The organism is Vibrio sp. QJM3NY_21, assembly GCF_057785975.1.
The window spans coordinates 1,060,226-1,075,560 of the sequence record NZ_CM173513.1; the positions used below are offsets into that span (position 1 = coordinate 1,060,226).

At 45.1% G+C, this 15,335-nt stretch carries 13 protein-coding genes; 5 read left to right on the plus strand and 8 right to left on the minus strand.

What is annotated here, in order from left to right:
• Positions 1-27: 27 nt before the first annotated feature.
• Positions 28-798: a DUF481 domain-containing protein gene (locus AC3CID_RS04825; protein WP_016785702.1), complete on the minus strand. Its 771-nt coding sequence runs from the start codon at positions 796-798 to the stop codon at positions 28-30.
• 137 nt (positions 799-935) lie between these two features.
• Here AC3CID_RS04825 and AC3CID_RS04830 point away from each other — a divergent pair, with 137 nt between their 5' ends.
• Entirely contained in the window at positions 936-1,325 is a 390-nt protein-coding gene (locus AC3CID_RS04830) for a DUF4345 domain-containing protein (RefSeq protein WP_473577100.1), read from the plus strand.
• 9 nt (positions 1,326-1,334) lie between these two features.
• Positions 1,335-2,837: an arylsulfatase gene (locus AC3CID_RS04835; protein WP_016768516.1), complete on the plus strand. Its 1,503-nt coding sequence runs from the start codon at positions 1,335-1,337 to the stop codon at positions 2,835-2,837.
• Positions 2,838-2,970: 133 nt separating this feature from the next.
• Here AC3CID_RS04835 and AC3CID_RS04840 read toward each other — a convergent pair whose 3' ends face one another.
• The 4 genes from AC3CID_RS04840 to AC3CID_RS04855 all read right to left on the minus strand — a co-directional run bounded on the left by AC3CID_RS04840 (position 2,971) and on the right by AC3CID_RS04855 (position 8,043).
• Positions 2,971-4,002: a LacI family DNA-binding transcriptional regulator gene (locus AC3CID_RS04840; RefSeq protein WP_237299571.1), complete on the minus strand. Its 1,032-nt coding sequence runs from the start codon at positions 4,000-4,002 to the stop codon at positions 2,971-2,973.
• A gap of 199 nt (positions 4,003-4,201) precedes the next feature.
• Positions 4,202-5,278 (minus strand): porin, encoded by a 1,077-nt coding sequence (locus tag AC3CID_RS04845; RefSeq protein ID WP_488527011.1) that lies wholly within the window; start codon positions 5,276-5,278, stop codon positions 4,202-4,204.
• Positions 5,279-5,585: 307 nt separating this feature from the next.
• Positions 5,586-6,602, minus strand: a complete 1,017-nt coding sequence (locus AC3CID_RS04850) for a nuclear transport factor 2 family protein (RefSeq protein ID WP_004736372.1) — start codon at positions 6,600-6,602, stop codon at positions 5,586-5,588.
• Between the two features lie 145 nt (positions 6,603-6,747).
• The gene (locus AC3CID_RS04855; RefSeq protein ID WP_017073526.1) at positions 6,748-8,043 is read right to left on the minus strand and encodes an MFS transporter; all 1,296 of its coding nucleotides are present in this window, start codon (positions 8,041-8,043) and stop codon (positions 6,748-6,750) included.
• Between the two features lie 348 nt (positions 8,044-8,391).
• Here AC3CID_RS04855 and AC3CID_RS04860 point away from each other — a divergent pair, with 348 nt between their 5' ends.
• Both AC3CID_RS04860 and AC3CID_RS04865 read left to right on the plus strand, forming a co-directional pair.
• The gene (locus AC3CID_RS04860; protein WP_114633165.1) at positions 8,392-9,933 is read left to right on the plus strand and encodes a sodium:solute symporter family transporter; all 1,542 of its coding nucleotides are present in this window, start codon (positions 8,392-8,394) and stop codon (positions 9,931-9,933) included.
• 43 nt (positions 9,934-9,976) lie between these two features.
• Entirely contained in the window at positions 9,977-11,347 is a 1,371-nt protein-coding gene (locus AC3CID_RS04865) for an L-serine ammonia-lyase (protein WP_473577107.1), read from the plus strand.
• 127 nt (positions 11,348-11,474) lie between these two features.
• Here AC3CID_RS04865 and AC3CID_RS04870 read toward each other — a convergent pair whose 3' ends face one another.
• Complete coding sequence (locus tag AC3CID_RS04870) at positions 11,475-11,960, minus strand: Lrp/AsnC family transcriptional regulator (RefSeq protein WP_017110015.1); 486 nt, start codon at positions 11,958-11,960, stop codon at positions 11,475-11,477.
• 122 nt (positions 11,961-12,082) lie between these two features.
• Here AC3CID_RS04870 and AC3CID_RS04875 point away from each other — a divergent pair, with 122 nt between their 5' ends.
• Complete coding sequence (locus AC3CID_RS04875; protein WP_017056995.1) at positions 12,083-12,682, plus strand: LysE family translocator; 600 nt, start codon at positions 12,083-12,085, stop codon at positions 12,680-12,682.
• Positions 12,683-12,834: 152 nt separating this feature from the next.
• Here the strand turns inward: AC3CID_RS04875 and ahpF are convergent, their stop codons facing one another.
• Together ahpF and ahpC are read right to left on the minus strand one after the other, a co-directional pair.
• Positions 12,835-14,427: an alkyl hydroperoxide reductase subunit F gene (ahpF, locus tag AC3CID_RS04880; RefSeq protein WP_488527012.1), complete on the minus strand. Its 1,593-nt coding sequence runs from the start codon at positions 14,425-14,427 to the stop codon at positions 12,835-12,837.
• A 229-nt stretch (positions 14,428-14,656) separates the two neighbouring features.
• Entirely contained in the window at positions 14,657-15,214 is a 558-nt protein-coding gene (ahpC, locus tag AC3CID_RS04885; RefSeq protein ID WP_017073520.1) for an alkyl hydroperoxide reductase subunit C, read from the minus strand.
• Positions 15,215-15,335: the final 121 nt, after the last annotated feature.

The window sequence follows — 15,335 nt, forward strand, 5'->3', positions numbered from 1 at the left end:
GTGCGTAAGGGTAAAGTAACCAGTGGCTTAAAAGTGAGCAGCCCAGCCAACCAGGAAGCCTTGTGAAGCGGTATCGTATTCAAAGGTACCTTTGTTTTCGTAATCAACCCAGGTCGATTTGTAGGCGACATTTAAGTCAGACCAATTGTTTATCTGGTATCGCACGCCAGTTAATAGAGATGAGGTAAAGTCGGTGTCACTGCCAAGCCCTGCATCAATAGTTGCGTGAAACTTCCAATCCTTATTGATCTGCGTTATCCATCTCACACCTATTTGGTAGTCAACCCAATCTTCATCGAGTGATCGGTCTGCACTTAGATTACCACCTGAACCGTAAAGCTTGGCATCAATGTCGTTATCCCACCAACGAAGCCCAAACAGATAATCAATCGTGCCAAAATCGTACTGGTAGCGCTTAAAACCCTTCACATCTAAAACACCTTGTCGGATATCAAGGTTGCCCCTCAATACCTCTAGGTTGCTACCTAACACTGAGTTTGTTTTTCCGCTTAGCTTCATGAAGCTATAGTCAATGTAATAGCCCCACTGATTGTCATAGATACCCTCTAAACGCACCATTGCGGTCATATCAAGGTGATCCATGATGAATGCAGGATCAACATCGACATCTGCAGACAAATCACCAATGGTGCTGTCTCCGCGGATGTTGAGTGCGAGCGCGTAAATTTCGAAGCTATGTTGCCACTTTTTTGTATCCGCTTGTGCGCTTGCTTCCTGAGCATTTACGGTTGAACTCGCAGCCAACACTGATGCGATTAGATAATGCCATTTAGCCATATTGATATCCTTATCTGGTTTGAAGAGTGCACACTATAAATGTATGTATTAATTAGCCATTTTCTATATATGCAACTTGTATATTGCTGATTGTAGACTATGTTTTTTAAAAAGAGCCAAATTTAAAGAGTAGGAATATGAAGCTACAAAGTGTTTTCTTGTTGGTAGCGGTTTTAGGCTTAACGCCTATTGCGTTGTCTTACGGCTACGCCCCCGTTATTTCTATGGATTATCTTTTCGGAATTGATGCTAGTTCTATCAACGTGACTCATATTTTTCGAGCCGTGATGGGGCTGTATTTGGCACTGGCTCTGTTTTGGGTTCGTGGCGCATTGATAAAAAAGTATCGACTGCCAGCGCTTTATAGCTTGGTGGTTTTTATGTTGGGTTTGGCTGCAGGCCGAGTCATCAGTTTAGTCTTAGATGGAATGCCGCACTGGCTGCTTTTTGTCTATCTAATTTTGGAGCTTGGCTTTGGTTTGGTCGGAATAAAAATGATTCACAAAGAACAATCTGAAACAATATAAGGACATTATATGAAAGGGATTTTTCACCTTCTTACCTTGAGCGTGTTGAGTAGCTTTTCGCTATCGGCATGGTCGGCACAAGAACAACCTAATATCTTCGTCATTTTCACCGATGATATTGGCATCTCAAACCTGAGCGCTTATCACAATGGCGTGATGAGTAGCGAAACACCAAACATCGATAGTATTGCTGAGAAGGGAATGCTTCTGACAGACTACTATGCGCAGCCATCTTGTACCGCGGGTCGTTCTGCTTTCTTAACCGGGCAATTACCAGTTAGAACCGGAATGCACTCTGTTGGGTTACCTGGCGGTCCCGTTGGTTTAAGTGCGGATACGCCAACGCTTCCTGAGATGCTCAAAACGATGGGGTATGTGACTGGGCAATTTGGTAAAAACCACCTTGGTGATAGAGATGAATTTTTACCGACAATGCACGGTTTTGATGAGTATTGGGGTTGGTTGTATCACTTGAATGCGATGGAATATACCGAAGATCCAGATTGGCCAAAAGATGGATCTTTGGATGCCTTTGCACCTCGTAATGTTATTTACGCAAAATCAGATGGCAAAGGTGGCCAAACGATCGAAGACGATGGTGCATTGTCGATTGAGCGTATGCGTACACTCGACGATGAAGTAAATAAGCATGCTATCAACTTCATTGAACGAGCCGTAGAAGCGGATAAACCATTCTTTACTTGGTACTGCCCATCTCGTGGCCATGTATGGACGCACCTTTCTCCTGAATATGAAGCGATGCTTGGCCAAAACGGTTGGGGGCTGCAAGAAGTGGTCATGAAAGATCTTGATGACCACGTTGGGGAAATGATGGCGAAAATGGAAGAGTTAGGCATTGCCGATAACACCATTATCATTTTCACTGCAGACAACGGCCCTGAGATCATGACTTGGCCTGATGGCGGCATGACGCCTTTCCATGGTGAAAAAGGTACGACTTGGGAAGGTGGCGTAAGAGCGCCTGCACTGGTGAGTTGGCCGGGTAAAATCCCTGCAGGTAGCGTAGGCAATGGCATCTTTGATGGTATGGACTGGTTACCAACATTGGTTGCAGCCGCGGGTGGTCCAACGGATCTAAAAGAGAAAATGCTCAAGGGTCACGATGGCTTTAAAGCGCACCTTGATGGTTACAACCAAGTGGACATGCTGACAGAGAAAGGCGATTCAAATCGTAAAGAGATTTACTATTACGAGCGAGATAAGCTACAAGCGGTTCGTATTGGTGATTGGAAGGCGCACTTTGTGGTTCAAAATCACGGTTGGAGTGGTCCGAAAGAAGAGCTTAACGCACCGTTACTCTTTAACTTACGTCGTGACCCATATGAGCGAGCGGCAGAAGAGTCGGGCATGTACTTGAAGTGGATGGGGCAGAAAATGTGGGCATTTGGTCCTGCACAAGCTGCTGTTCAACAACATCTAGCGACCTTCCAAGAGTGGCCCCCAGTGACACCAGATTTACCAGCTGAGAAAACAGGTGGTGTGGGTAACTAATACGCACTTGTCTCAAGTAGCTGGGACAGTAAAGGCTGAGTAGAAATACAAAATCCCGTTGGAGACTCTAATCGTCGCCAACGGGATTTTTTTCCGTATTCACGCTACTATTTTGTTTCTACTTTGAACGAGTTTACTTAATCTTCAGCGTGGTATTGCGCTCTATAAATTGAACAGGAACCATTAATTTTACTAAGCTGGTGTCTTGTTCTTGAATTTGGTTAACCACAATTTTCACTGATTCACGCGCAAGGCGTCTAAAATCCTGCTTGAAGGTGGTCAGTTGGTAGTTGAGCCATTGAGTCTGCGGGATATCATCAAAACCAATCACTTGCAGGTCTTCTGGGATACGAAGCCCAAACTCTAAACGAGCTACATCCATTACCGCCATCGCAAGGTTATCTGTCGCACAAAACACCGCTTGCGGATGCGTTGCTTCGTTGAACATGTCGCGGATGATCTCTAACGAATCAAGGTAGTCGTAATCAGCTTCAATAACTCGAGCCTGTTTGCCTGTTAAGTCTTCAAATTCTGTGCAGAAACCGACTTGGCGCTCGCCATTAGTAAACGTTGGCACATTACCCGTCACATAAGTCGCAGTCTTGATACCAAGTTTATGAAAGTGTTGCGCTGCAAATTGCCCTGCCGCGTAGTTATCACTCACAACATGGCTACTCTTCGTCCCTTCAACAACACGCGCGAACTGAACGATAGGGATGTCAAACTCTTCACACTCTTCATAAAGTGACTTATTGAATGTCGCAGAAGCAGCAATCACACCATCAACACGATATTGGAAGATGTTCGGAATCGAGTGGATGTCGTTACCGTCGATTTGCCAAGGGATAAGCACAGCAGAATAGCCCTGTTTTTGTAACTCAGTAGAGATGAGTTGCAGGGTTTTCATGTGAATTGGGTAATCAGCATCAGGGAAGACCAAACCAATCAACTTAGATTCATTTGTCGTTAGGCTACGAGCAAAGGCATTCGGGCGATAGTTGAGTGCTTTTGCGGCTTCGAATACTTTCTGTTTGGTCTTTTCAGATACCGAACTGCCCGGAACAAATACACGAGAAACGGTAGATTGAGAAACGCCAGCCAGCTTAGCGACATCTTTTGAAGTAACGGTTGGTTTTGACGCCGTGGAGTGTTTTGGAGAGCTCATAGAAGATACTTTTGAACTAAATTGACAGTGCACAGAGTACCATAATTAGGTACGTATTCAAAAATACAATATGCCATGATGGGATGAAAAATAAGGGTTAATAGAGAATGTTGGATATTATTCTGGGTATGACCCAAAAAAAGCTCTGCATTAAGAGCAGAGCTTTGTTTAGCGAATTTGTGACTCGATTAACTGGGCGTTAGAAGTAGTAACGAATACCCGCAGCGAATTGGTCATCGCTGTTTTCGTAATGGTTACCTACGGACTTGTCGTTACCATTATCGAATTGGTATTCAGTCCATACTAAGAACTTGTTCTTCTTAAAGTGGTATTCAAGACCAGGGATAATCAACTGACGATCGTAGCCATTAGCGTTGTCGTCTGTGTCCGTTAAGTAGTTAACGTTAAAGGTTGGACGCAGACCGTTTTCAAAGTGGTAGTAAGTGAAGAATTCAGCACCACGGTGGTCGTAAAATTCGGCTTTGCTGGTGGTTTCCCAATTTGAACCTTGGCTGTAGGTGAAACCAACGAATAGGCCATTATTGGTGTAGTTCACACCCAATAAACCAATACGTTGTGTATCGCCATCTTTGATGTTTTGAACGCCAGCATCGACATCGTCAAATTCATTCTGATGGTAAGCTAAACCAATGGTTAGGCCGTCAGTGATGGTGTAAAGCGTTGAAGCGCCCATACCGTTTTTCAGTGTTGCGGTTAAACCGTCAGCAAGGCCAACATCTTCACGAGTTGTCTGATAAGTGAAGCCGTATTTCCAGTTATCGTTGATGTTGTTGCGGTAAGTGATCGAGTTTTCCGCGCGGCCTGTACCAGAAGCAATACCCCAGTCAGAAAGGTTGTAGTAACCAGAACCACGTGAACCAAACACACGACCCATATCGGTAAACCAAGCTACATCGTAGAAGGTAGACCACTGTTTAGTACCCGCAGCGATCTTGCCGTATTTGTTGTGCTCTATACCTGCGTATAGAAGTCGGTCGTAAATATTGTCGCCGTTAGCACCAGAGTTGTAACCCCATTCGGCATGGCCAAAGCCAGTCCAGCCGTTGTCTAACCCCATTTGACCTTTAAGGCCGAAACGAGAACTACCGCTGTTCCATTCGCCATTATGATCGCCACCTTTATCTTGGTAACGAACGTCGAAACGGCCATCTAGAGTGAGGCTGTCGCCTGCGTCATTGGTAAAAGTATGTGCAGCAAAAGCTGAACCTGATGTAAGTGCCGTCAGGATCACTGCAGAAAGTATCGACTTGTTCATTGTTGTTCTCTTTATTCAGGCCGTAGAAAGCCACCGTGCTTTCAAGCCCGTTATTAGTATTGGTTTGGCAGGATGTACCCCATCCATGAGGCACTATTTGATTCAATTATTGGTGGAGCAATTATTGATTGGTGGAACATTGATTAGTTGGTGGAGCACTTACTAGGCGCGAGAAGGAACGCCTAGCAAGTCATAGCAACCCAAATTAGATGTCGGCTTGGGTTGCTATTGTTTGGTTTCTATCTTTTGGCTTTTATCGCTAGGATTAAGGCGTTTTTATTAAAGCACCTGTATTAAAGCATTAGGATTACAGCGTTGGGTTCATGATAGATGAAGTGCGTTCGAACACGTCTAGACCTTGCTGCTGTAGCCAGTAAGGAAGGTCAATAAGAACCCAGTTCTCAGACAGCTTGTCACCGTCACGGTAGTAAACGTCAACCACTTGCATGTTTGCGCGTACTTCGCCGCCAGTCATACCTAGGAAGCCACCTGTAGGGGTGTTTGATAGGTTTGGCCAACCGAAGAAACAAGAGAAGTTACCTTCAGCGAAACGACAAACATGACCGTTGAATTTCTTGTCTTTCAGGTTGTTACGGAAAGGAAGTTGGTGCTGTTGTTGGTAACGAGGAATCGTGTAAGACGCGCCGATACCACAAGGGCCGTACCAAATCATGTCTTTTGACCAGCTCTTCGCTAGCACTTCTGGTGGGCAACCCATTGCGCCACTGTCGTTAAGTGCAGAAAGGTCATCTACCATCTTGTTCACTAGAGCTAGTGTCGCAACGCCTTCTTCTGGAGCCGCATCTTCAAACAACAGACCGTCGTGGTTACGTGGGCCAGGGTAAACGAAGTGCTTACCTGTTGATGGTGGAAGTGGGTAGCAGCCCGCTTGGTCCATCATGCCTAGTAGATCTAGGAACAGGCCAGTTTTTGTGATTTTGCCGTCAACAACACAGTTAAATTCTGCATAGCGAACGTTCATGATCTTGCCAGTAGGGCGCATGCCTAGGTATTCAGCGTCGAATAGACCCATGAAGTGACCCATGCTCATTACCCAAATTTCATCTGGGTTAACTTCGTTGTTACCGCCGATGAAGATATCTTGACGACGCTGCATGCGTGTCATTGATTTCATCATTGGTGCCCAGAATACGTCAGCCGCTGCTTGTGCGCCTTCTTGCTCACGGAATGGGTAAACACCACGCCACAAGTAATCTTCAGAAGTGTGTGCTTTTAAAACTTCAGCCACGTTCTCGTGAGTAGCGTTTTCGATAGCGTCAAAGTAATCGCGAACAATGCGTTTAGCTTCTTGATATTTAGACATAGTAAATTCTCTTTTTTGTTGTCGAGCCAACATTCGGAACAGGACTCGATTTGGATTTTGTTACCGGCTGATTTCTCAGCCGGATTGATGTTTATTTCGTGTCTTTAGAGGTTTTCAACTTTTAAAGGTTTTCAACTAAAGGGGATTAAGCTTTTGCTGTTTCCGCTTTTTTGCTCTTGTCGAAAATGCCGCCTTTCAATGTTTCTGGTAGAGATAGCCACAGTAGACCAGCCAGAATCCATACGATTGGTGAACCCCACATTGCTGTTGCTAGGTCTGAACGCTCTTGGATGAATACCAACACCATTGGGGCCCACATGCCGATGATACGACCACCGTGGAACAGCGCTGCACCGAAGCTACGTAAGTGAGCTGGGAACAATTCAGAGAAGTAACCACCCCATACCGCTGAAGCAGACAAACCGAAGTTGTAGATAAGGCCTAGGATAGCCAGCATGTTTAGGCTGCCGATCATCACGTCGCTTGGTGCCACGAAGAATACTGAAGCCATTACACCCGCAAGGATGAAACCAAACGCGTTCACTTTACGACCGTATTTGTCAGCGATTGCACCCCATACCCAAGCACCGAATAGCGAACCGAATGCAGAGATAGAGAAGATGATGCCGATAGTTGCACCGTCGAATTGACGCACGTCTTTTAGGTACGTTGTCACAAAACCAGAGAAGAATTGGTAACCGTAGAAATTAAGACCAGCCAGCAATAGACAAGTAATCGTTAGCTTGCGGTATGGTGCGCTTAGCATTTCACCCCAAGAACCTTTCTTCGCTGGTTTATTCGATGCTTCAGCAGCGGCTTGCTCTTCTTCACCGTAGGCGATCACTTTCTTGTCGCTAGGTAGGATGAAGATCATTAATGCAGCAGCAACGAGAGGGGGAATACCACCTACCCACATTAGGCTCTGCCAAGGCGCATCAACACTAGATATGAATGCTGCATACGCGCCCATTGCCATTAGAGCCACAGAGAACATAGAAGAGGCGAATGCTGTCAACTTACCGCGAACCGATGGCGTGAATAGGCCGATCATCAAGCTCACAGCTACTGTGAAGTAACCACCTAAAGAAATACCGATGATGAAACGCATTGCTGCCCACATCGCGTAGTCAGTAAACATCATATTGATGATGGTTGCGCCACCGTTCAGTGCAGTGATGACAATAAGAGTCGATTTCTTACCAAAGTTTGATGCCACCCATGCACAGCTTAAGGCACCAATAAGTGCGCCAACCGACTGCCATGTATAGAACTGAGCGGTATCCGCTAAGTTAATACCATCATACGCATCAACGATGTATGGGCGTACGTAGTCAATAATTACAAAGTTATAACAATAGAAAAAATAGCCAACTAGAATTGCAAGATAAGCAGCTACCCTTTGAATCATAGGAACTTCGCTCATGTGTTTTTTAGTAGTCATGACCGATAAACCTTTATTTTTTATAGGGTGTTTTTAGTTTCGATTATTGTGTGGCGGTTATTGAATATCACCACACCATCTTCATTTCGGGAGAGATAATAGAATTTTTGTGGTTATTAGATCCGTGATCAAAGTCAATTTTAAAATGAGTGCGTACCCATTTTGTGCATTTTAGTGATCTTGATCTCATTAGATCGTTGTTTTGGGACTTTTTGAGCATTTAGAGTGTTTAATCATCTATCTTAGTGACAATACTCACACTTACTGTGGGTTTTTGAGGGAAAATATCGATTTTTGAGTACTATTGGCGGCGAATGAATTGCGAAATATAATAAACGGAATCTAAAAATGGTTACGTACTCAAGTTTTGTGGTTATTGCTTTATATGTGCTAACTACATTATTTATCAGTTACTTAGTGAATAAGCGTTATAGCGTTGGTGGCGATTTCTCAACGGGCGGAAAACAATTTGGTTGGTTTACGGCAGGTGTGTCGATTCTTGCAACCTACATCAGTGCGATGACGTTCGTGGGCATGCCGGGCTGGGTTTATAGCTCAGGCATGGAAGCAATGAGCGTCCATTTGAATTACCCAATAGTGATCTTTTTCGCTGTGGTTTTCTTTGTCCCGGTGTTTTACAAACTCGGCCTGACTTCGATTTATGAATACCTAGAGCACCGCTTTGGCGTTGTTGCTCGCACGATCAACTCAATCGTGTTTATTGTGGTTCAGTGTATTTCGGCTGGGGTAATTTTGTATGCAGTTGCACTGATCTTGGTGCAAGTGTTGCCGGTGAGTATCTCCGAGGCGATCATCTACATCAGCTTATTTACGGCTTTGTATACCTATGCGGGCGGTATTTCGACCGTCATATGGACAGACATGCTGCAGTCGGCGGTGCTGATCATTGGCAGCATTGCGATCTTTACCTTATTGCTGATCAAGATTGATGCGGGCGAGGTGTTGTCTCCTGAACATCTGAATATCATCAATCTCGATTTCGACTTGGGAGTTGATACTACATTGTGGGCGGGTGTGGTTGCCGTGAGTTTCTTACATCTGAGTGTGTATGGCACTAACCAATTGATTATTCAAAGAACATTGGCAACAAAAAACGTTGAAACGGCACAGAAATCGATGCTGCTTTGTGGTTACGGCGCCTTCTTTATCTACCTGTTTTTCTCTGTAATGGGCGTTCTTCTGAGTGTCTTTTATCAAGACCAAAGCTTTGAAAACAGCAATGAAGTGATTCTCGATTTTGTATTCAATCATACCAACCCAATCATTGTTGGACTGGTGATTTCAGCTCTGTCGGCAGCGGCAATGTCGACCTTGGATTCAACCTATAACTCAATGGCAACGGTCGCTACGTTCGATTTCTACAAGCGATTTTTCCGTAAAAAAGCCTCTGATGCACACTATGAATCGGTGGCAAGAAAAATGAGCCTTGTCGCGGCGGCTTCGGTTGTTGTGCCCGCTTTATTGGCCGTTTCAAATGAATCAGTGCTCAAGACTATCGCTAGCCTGACTTCCATTTTTGTCGGTATTCGTCTTGGCTCTTTCATCTTGGGTTTGTTCTTTAAACGAGCTAACGAGAGCGGCGTAATTGCGGGCAGTATTGGCAGTGTGGTTGTGGTGTTCATTGCAAAATACTATGGCATATCTTGGCCTTGGTTCGCCTTAATCGGCACTGTGGTTTTCTTAGTGCTAGGTGTTGTCGTTAGCCATTTCTATGGGCAAGTAACTGAACAACAAAACGAATTTATCGCCAAGCAAAAACACTTGTTTGCAAAACCTACGGCGAGTCATTACGGCTTGCTAGTGTTCGCTGTCGTCACGATTGCGGCTTGTACTGTTATTCCTGATTGGCTTTATGCCGCTCTTTCTTAATGAGTAAATCTTCTCAACTGGCTAATTTTTAATAGGTAAATGTATGCTGTCCATTTTTGATATCTATAAAATTGGTGTTGGGCCATCAAGCTCACACACTAACGGCCCAATGATTGCGGGTTTCCATTTCACTCAATTAGTCGCGGATAAAATCACGGAAGTGGTTCGTGTTCAAGTCGATCTTTATGGTTCGTTATCGTTAACCGGAATAGGGCACCATACCGACAGAGCAACCATCTTGGGTTTGCTTGGCAATAAGCCAGACACGATTAAGATCACCAGCGCTAATGAAGCGATGCGTCTTGCTATCGATAGTGGTGAAATGCAGTTGAATGGCCATCACACCATTGGCTTCAATTATCAAACCGACATGCTATTCCACGAAGATAATCTGCCTTTGCATGAGAACGGTATGATGATTACCGCGCTTGACCAAAGTGGAAATGTGATTGTTGATGAAACCTATTACTCCATTGGTGGTGGCTTTATAGCAACCGCGGATGAACTACAGAATGGCACTAAAACTCAAGTAGTAGAAGTCCCTTTCCCATTCAAACATGCCGATGAAATGCTGAGAAAAGCAGAAGACAGCGGCATGAGCTTGGGTGGCATGATTCTGAAAAATGAAGCGGCTTTCCAAGGCGATGATGTTATTTCAGAAAAGGCCGATCAAATCTGGCGAGTAATGACTCGCTGCATGGAACGCGGATTTGAAACCGAAGGCATTCTTGATGGCGGTTTGAACGTGACACGTCGTGCACCGAACCTGCTGAAAAAGCTGGAAGCAAATGCGGCCGTTGAAAACGACCCAATGGAGATCATGGACTGGATTAACTTGTTTGCTTTTGCGGTGAGTGAAGAAAATGCAGCCGGCGGTCAAGTGGTGACATCACCCACTAATGGTGCAGCGGGCGTTATCCCTGCGGTGTTGATGTATTACCATCGCTTCATTAAAGAACTCGACACTAAGCAACTGAAAGACTTTTTGGCAGTATCGGGTGCGATTGGTATTTTGTACAAAACCAACGCTTCTATTTCCGGTGCGGAAGTGGGCTGCCAAGGTGAAGTAGGCGTGTCGTCTTCTATGGCGGCGGCGGGTTTAACCGCTTTACGCGGTGGCAGTAATGAGCAGATTTGCATTGCGGCAGAAATTGCGATGGAGCACTCATTGGGTATGACATGTGACCCGATTGGTGGCCTAGTACAAGTGCCATGTATTGAACGTAATGCGATGGGCTCGATGAAAGCGATTAATGCTTCACGAATGGCACTCAAACGTAACAGCAAAAGCCTGATCTCATTGGATAAGGTTATCGCGACCATGTATCAAACGGGTAAGGACATGAATAAGAAATACCGAGAAACCTCACTCGGTGGCCTTGCCCTAATTCACCTTGCAGCGCCATGTGAGTAGCCATCAAACCGATTAATTAGGCTCAATATCAAAGCCCAGCATCGTTAGATTTTAAGACTCTAAGGTGGCTGGGCTTTTAAGTATCAATTTTTGTTGCAAGACGACTGCTTATCAACTGGGAGTAAGATTATTCTCCAAGAGGGAGCTTATAGCTGTTTTTCAACTCTTTAACCGAGATATTGGACTGAATCGCACTCACGCCTTTTACTCGTCTGATCGAGCTAATACGCTCAAAGTACTCTTCTAAATCTTTCGCTAGCACTTGAATCATATAGTCGGCGCCGCCTGCAATACAGTGACACATAGGAATCCAATCGGTTACTTCGACAAACTCTTCAAACGGTTCCGTGTTTTCAACTTCATGGTTACCCAAGGTCACAAGAGTAAAGCCAGCTACATGAAAACCAAGCTTTTTGCGGTTTAGCTTCGCTGCGTAACCATCGATATAGCCCGTCTCTTCCATGCGTTTCCAACGGCGCCAGCATGGGGTTTCGCTGAGGTTGACCTTCTCTGCGAGCTTACTGTTGCTCATGCGTCCGTCTTGTTGGATATGTTCTAAGATGGCGATATCTGTGTCATCTAACACTTCTTTGGTGGATTCTTTCTGTTTCATGGCTATTTTAGAAAAGTCTTGCTCAAATTTGGATTAATATTAGCCTATATAGCAATTTAATTCCTAGTCGAATCTGTAAACTCTCTCCGTATAAATACTTTACTTATTAGGAGTGAGAGGAAATGAGCTCTCAATTAATGCTGGCGTTCTTGCTATTTTCAACATCAATTGCAATTACACCTGGGGCAGGCAATATCGCATTACTTGGGATTTCAAGTCGTTATGGGTTTGCTGCGACTTTACCTTTTATCTCTGGAAACGCTGTTGGCATCATCATCGTACTGGCGGGTTCCAGTGTCGGTTTGGTGAGCTTATTTACCCTTTACCCTGAGCTATACAACATTTTGAAATACGCGGGTGCGGCTTATTTGCTGTTCATGGCGTGGTCGATTGCGAATATGCAAATCGAAGAAAGCACCACCGACAATCGCTCGGGTTTTATGTCTGGCGTGCTGGTGCAGGTGTTAAACCCTAAAGGTTGGATTGCTTCATTAACTGTGTTTTCGCAGTTTATCACCCCGAATGCCGATTACTTGATTCAAGTGGTGACCATTATCGCGGGTATGGTGATCACGGGCGTACCGTGCATGTTGGTGTGGGCGTATTGCGGCACCATGCTTAAAAAGTTGCTGCAATCGCCAAAACAGATGATGTTTGTGAACCGTTGCTTGGGTGGAAGTCTCGCGCTTGTTGTTGCTTTTATGCTTTATCAACCGGCATAAATCACAAAGAAAAAAACCACTCCTAAATCCATAGGAGTGGTGTCTAAATGTCGACTAAGTCGTTAACAGTAAAGAATTAAGTTAACAAATATTTAAGGAACTTGAGTTAAAAGCTTTTATGCCTAGAAGCTTTTAAGTTTTAGGTTTAAAGATTAAGCGGTTTCAGCCTCTTTAACCGGAGCTGAGTTACGGATTAGATGGTCAAAGGCACCTAAACTTGCTTTTGCACCTTCACCCATCGCAATGATGATCTGTTTGTAAGGTACTGTCGTTACATCACCCGCCGCAAATACACCTTTCATTGATGTTGCACCATGAGCGTTAATCTCAATCTCACCGCGTGGTGACAGCTCAACTTTTGAACCCTTCAACCATTCGCTGTTTGGCATCAGGCCGATTTGAACAAAGATACCCGCTAGTTCGATCTGTTTAAGTTCGTCGGTGTTGCGATCTTTGTATTCCAGACCGGTTACGCGATTGCCATCACCAATCACGCGCGTTGTTTGCGCCATCTTGATGATTTCGATGTTTGGTGTTGTGTTTGCTTTGTCGATAAGTACTTGGTCGGCACGCAGTGTGTCTGCGAATTCAAGTACGGTTACATGTTCCACAATGCCTGCTAGGTCGATAGCGGCTTCGATACCTGAGTTACCGCCACCAATAACCGCTGTTTTCTTACCTTTGAACAGTGGGCCATCACAGTGTGGGCAGTAAGCAACGCCTTTATTGCGGTACTCTTGCTCACCCGGAACGTTCATTTCACGCCAGCGTGCACCCGTACTTGTGATGACTGTGCGAGCTCGCAGTGTTGCGCCGCTTTCAAGTTCAACGTGGATGTAGCCGTCTTTTGTATCTTCCGCCGCGATGATGTTCGCCGCGCGCTGCTCGGTTATTACCTCAACGCCGTACTCTTTTACGTGTTCTTCTAGGCTAGCCACTAGCTTAGGGCCCGTTGTCGCTTTCACTGAGATAAAGTTCTCAATCGCCATGGTATCCATCACTTGGCCACCGAATCGGTCAGCAACCACACCGGTGCGAATGCCTTTACGTGCTGCGTAGATAGCTGCTGAAGAACCCGCAGGGCCACCACCGACAACCAATACATCAAACGGTGCTTGTTCGTTTAGGTTGGCCGCTTTCTTTTCTGCTGCGCCTGAATCGACTTTGTTAAGGATTTCAGCCAGTGACATGCGGCCTTGACCAAATAGCTCACCGTTAATGAATACGCTTGGTACTGCCATGATGTCGCGAGACTTCACTTCATCTTGGAACGCTGCGCCATCTATCATGGTTGTCTTAATAAGCGGGTTAATCGCTGACATCATGTTGAATGCCTGAACCACTTCTGGACAGTTTTGGCACGATAGCGAGATAAAGATCTCCAAATTAAGCTCTTGATCGAGTTGTTTAATTTGCTCGATTACGTCAGCTTCAAGCTTAATAGGGTGACCACCACTGTGAAGCAGTGCCAGTACCAGTGACGTGAACTCGTGACCCATTGGCAAGCCAGCGAAACCGATCGCAGTGCCTTTTTCTTTGTTCACTACCTGCATGATAGGGCTTCGAGTGCTTGCGCTGTCATCTCGAACTACTTCAATTTTGTCAGTGAGAGAGGCGATATCATTCGCTAGGTCTTGAAGTTTGTTTGCGGTATCGCTGTCATCAAGGCTCAGCACTAACTGAACATTGGTTTTTAGGTTTTCTAGGTATGCTTTTAGCTGCTGCTTCATTGCTTGATCTAACATAATCGTGCCTGCTCTTAAATTCTGTGTCTTGGTATTGACCAATACCTTCTTGCTGAAAAAGGAAAAATAAAAAGGGGGCGCAAGTCGGCAAATATTGTGGTGTTGATGGTTTGAAAGGGTGGCGCGCAACTGCCCTTTAGGAGGGAGGCCGAAGCGCGCCTGTAGAACCGTTTAACTGTTCTGTTTTACTTGTTCTTTCTTAGCCAGTTCTTGTTTAGCTAGGCTTTGATTAAATCTTGCCTACTAGGTCTAGAGATGGCGCTAGAGTCTCTTCGCCTTCTTTCCATTTAGCTGGGCAAACTTCACCTGGGTGAGCGGCTACGTATTGTGCTGCTTTAACCTTGCGTAGTAAGTCTTCAGCGTCACGGCCAATACCTTCAGCAGTGATTTCCATTGCTTGGATAACGCCTTCTGGGTCGATTAGGAAAGTTGCACGGTCTGCAAGGCCTTGACCTTCACGCATAACGTTGAAGTTGTTTGTGATGTTGCCTGTTTGGTCGCCTACCATGAAATATTCGATAGTGCCGATTTTGTCAGAAGTATCGTGCCATGCTTTGTGAGAGAAGTGAGTGTCAGTTGATACTGAGAAAACTTCTACGCCGCGAGATTGAAGCTCTGCGTATTTGTCTTGTAGGTCAACTAGCTCAGTTGGACATACAAACGTGAAGTCTGCTGGGTAGAAGAAGAATACAGCCCACTTGCCTTTAACGTCTTGCTCAGTGATTTCTACGAACTCGCCGCTTTTGAATGCTGTTGCGTTGAATGGTTTGATTTCTGTGTTGATCATGATTCGACTCTCTTTCTAATTTGTAGTGTTTAACGCTATCCCGCGTCGATGGAGATATATTGCATTCGCACCGGAAATTAGTGAAATCGGACATTTCTATAGATTCAATAGGCAAATCCTA

Bases quoted from the DNA above. Each gene is read 5' to 3' on its own strand.
- AC3CID_RS04825 (WP_016785702.1), bottom strand. From the start codon at position 798: ATGGCTAAATGGCATTATCTAATCGCATCAGTGTTGGCTGCGAGTTCA.
- AC3CID_RS04830 (WP_473577100.1), top strand. From the start codon at position 936: ATGAAGCTACAAAGTGTTTTCTTGTTGGTAGCGGTTTTAGGCTTAACG.
- AC3CID_RS04835 (WP_016768516.1), top strand. From the start codon at position 1,335: ATGAAAGGGATTTTTCACCTTCTTACCTTGAGCGTGTTGAGTAGCTTT.
- AC3CID_RS04840 (WP_237299571.1), bottom strand. From the start codon at position 4,002: ATGAGCTCTCCAAAACACTCCACGGCGTCAAAACCAACCGTTACTTCA.
- AC3CID_RS04845 (WP_488527011.1), bottom strand. From the start codon at position 5,278: ATGAACAAGTCGATACTTTCTGCAGTGATCCTGACGGCACTTACATCA.
- AC3CID_RS04850 (WP_004736372.1), bottom strand. From the start codon at position 6,602: ATGTCTAAATATCAAGAAGCTAAACGCATTGTTCGCGATTACTTTGAC.
- AC3CID_RS04855 (WP_017073526.1), bottom strand. From the start codon at position 8,043: ATGACTACTAAAAAACACATGAGCGAAGTTCCTATGATTCAAAGGGTA.
- AC3CID_RS04860 (WP_114633165.1), top strand. From the start codon at position 8,392: ATGGTTACGTACTCAAGTTTTGTGGTTATTGCTTTATATGTGCTAACT.
- AC3CID_RS04865 (WP_473577107.1), top strand. From the start codon at position 9,977: ATGCTGTCCATTTTTGATATCTATAAAATTGGTGTTGGGCCATCAAGC.
- AC3CID_RS04870 (WP_017110015.1), bottom strand. From the start codon at position 11,960: ATGAAACAGAAAGAATCCACCAAAGAAGTGTTAGATGACACAGATATC.
- AC3CID_RS04875 (WP_017056995.1), top strand. From the start codon at position 12,083: ATGAGCTCTCAATTAATGCTGGCGTTCTTGCTATTTTCAACATCAATT.
- ahpF (WP_488527012.1), bottom strand. From the start codon at position 14,427: ATGTTAGATCAAGCAATGAAGCAGCAGCTAAAAGCATACCTAGAAAAC.
- ahpC (WP_017073520.1), bottom strand. From the start codon at position 15,214: ATGATCAACACAGAAATCAAACCATTCAACGCAACAGCATTCAAAAGC.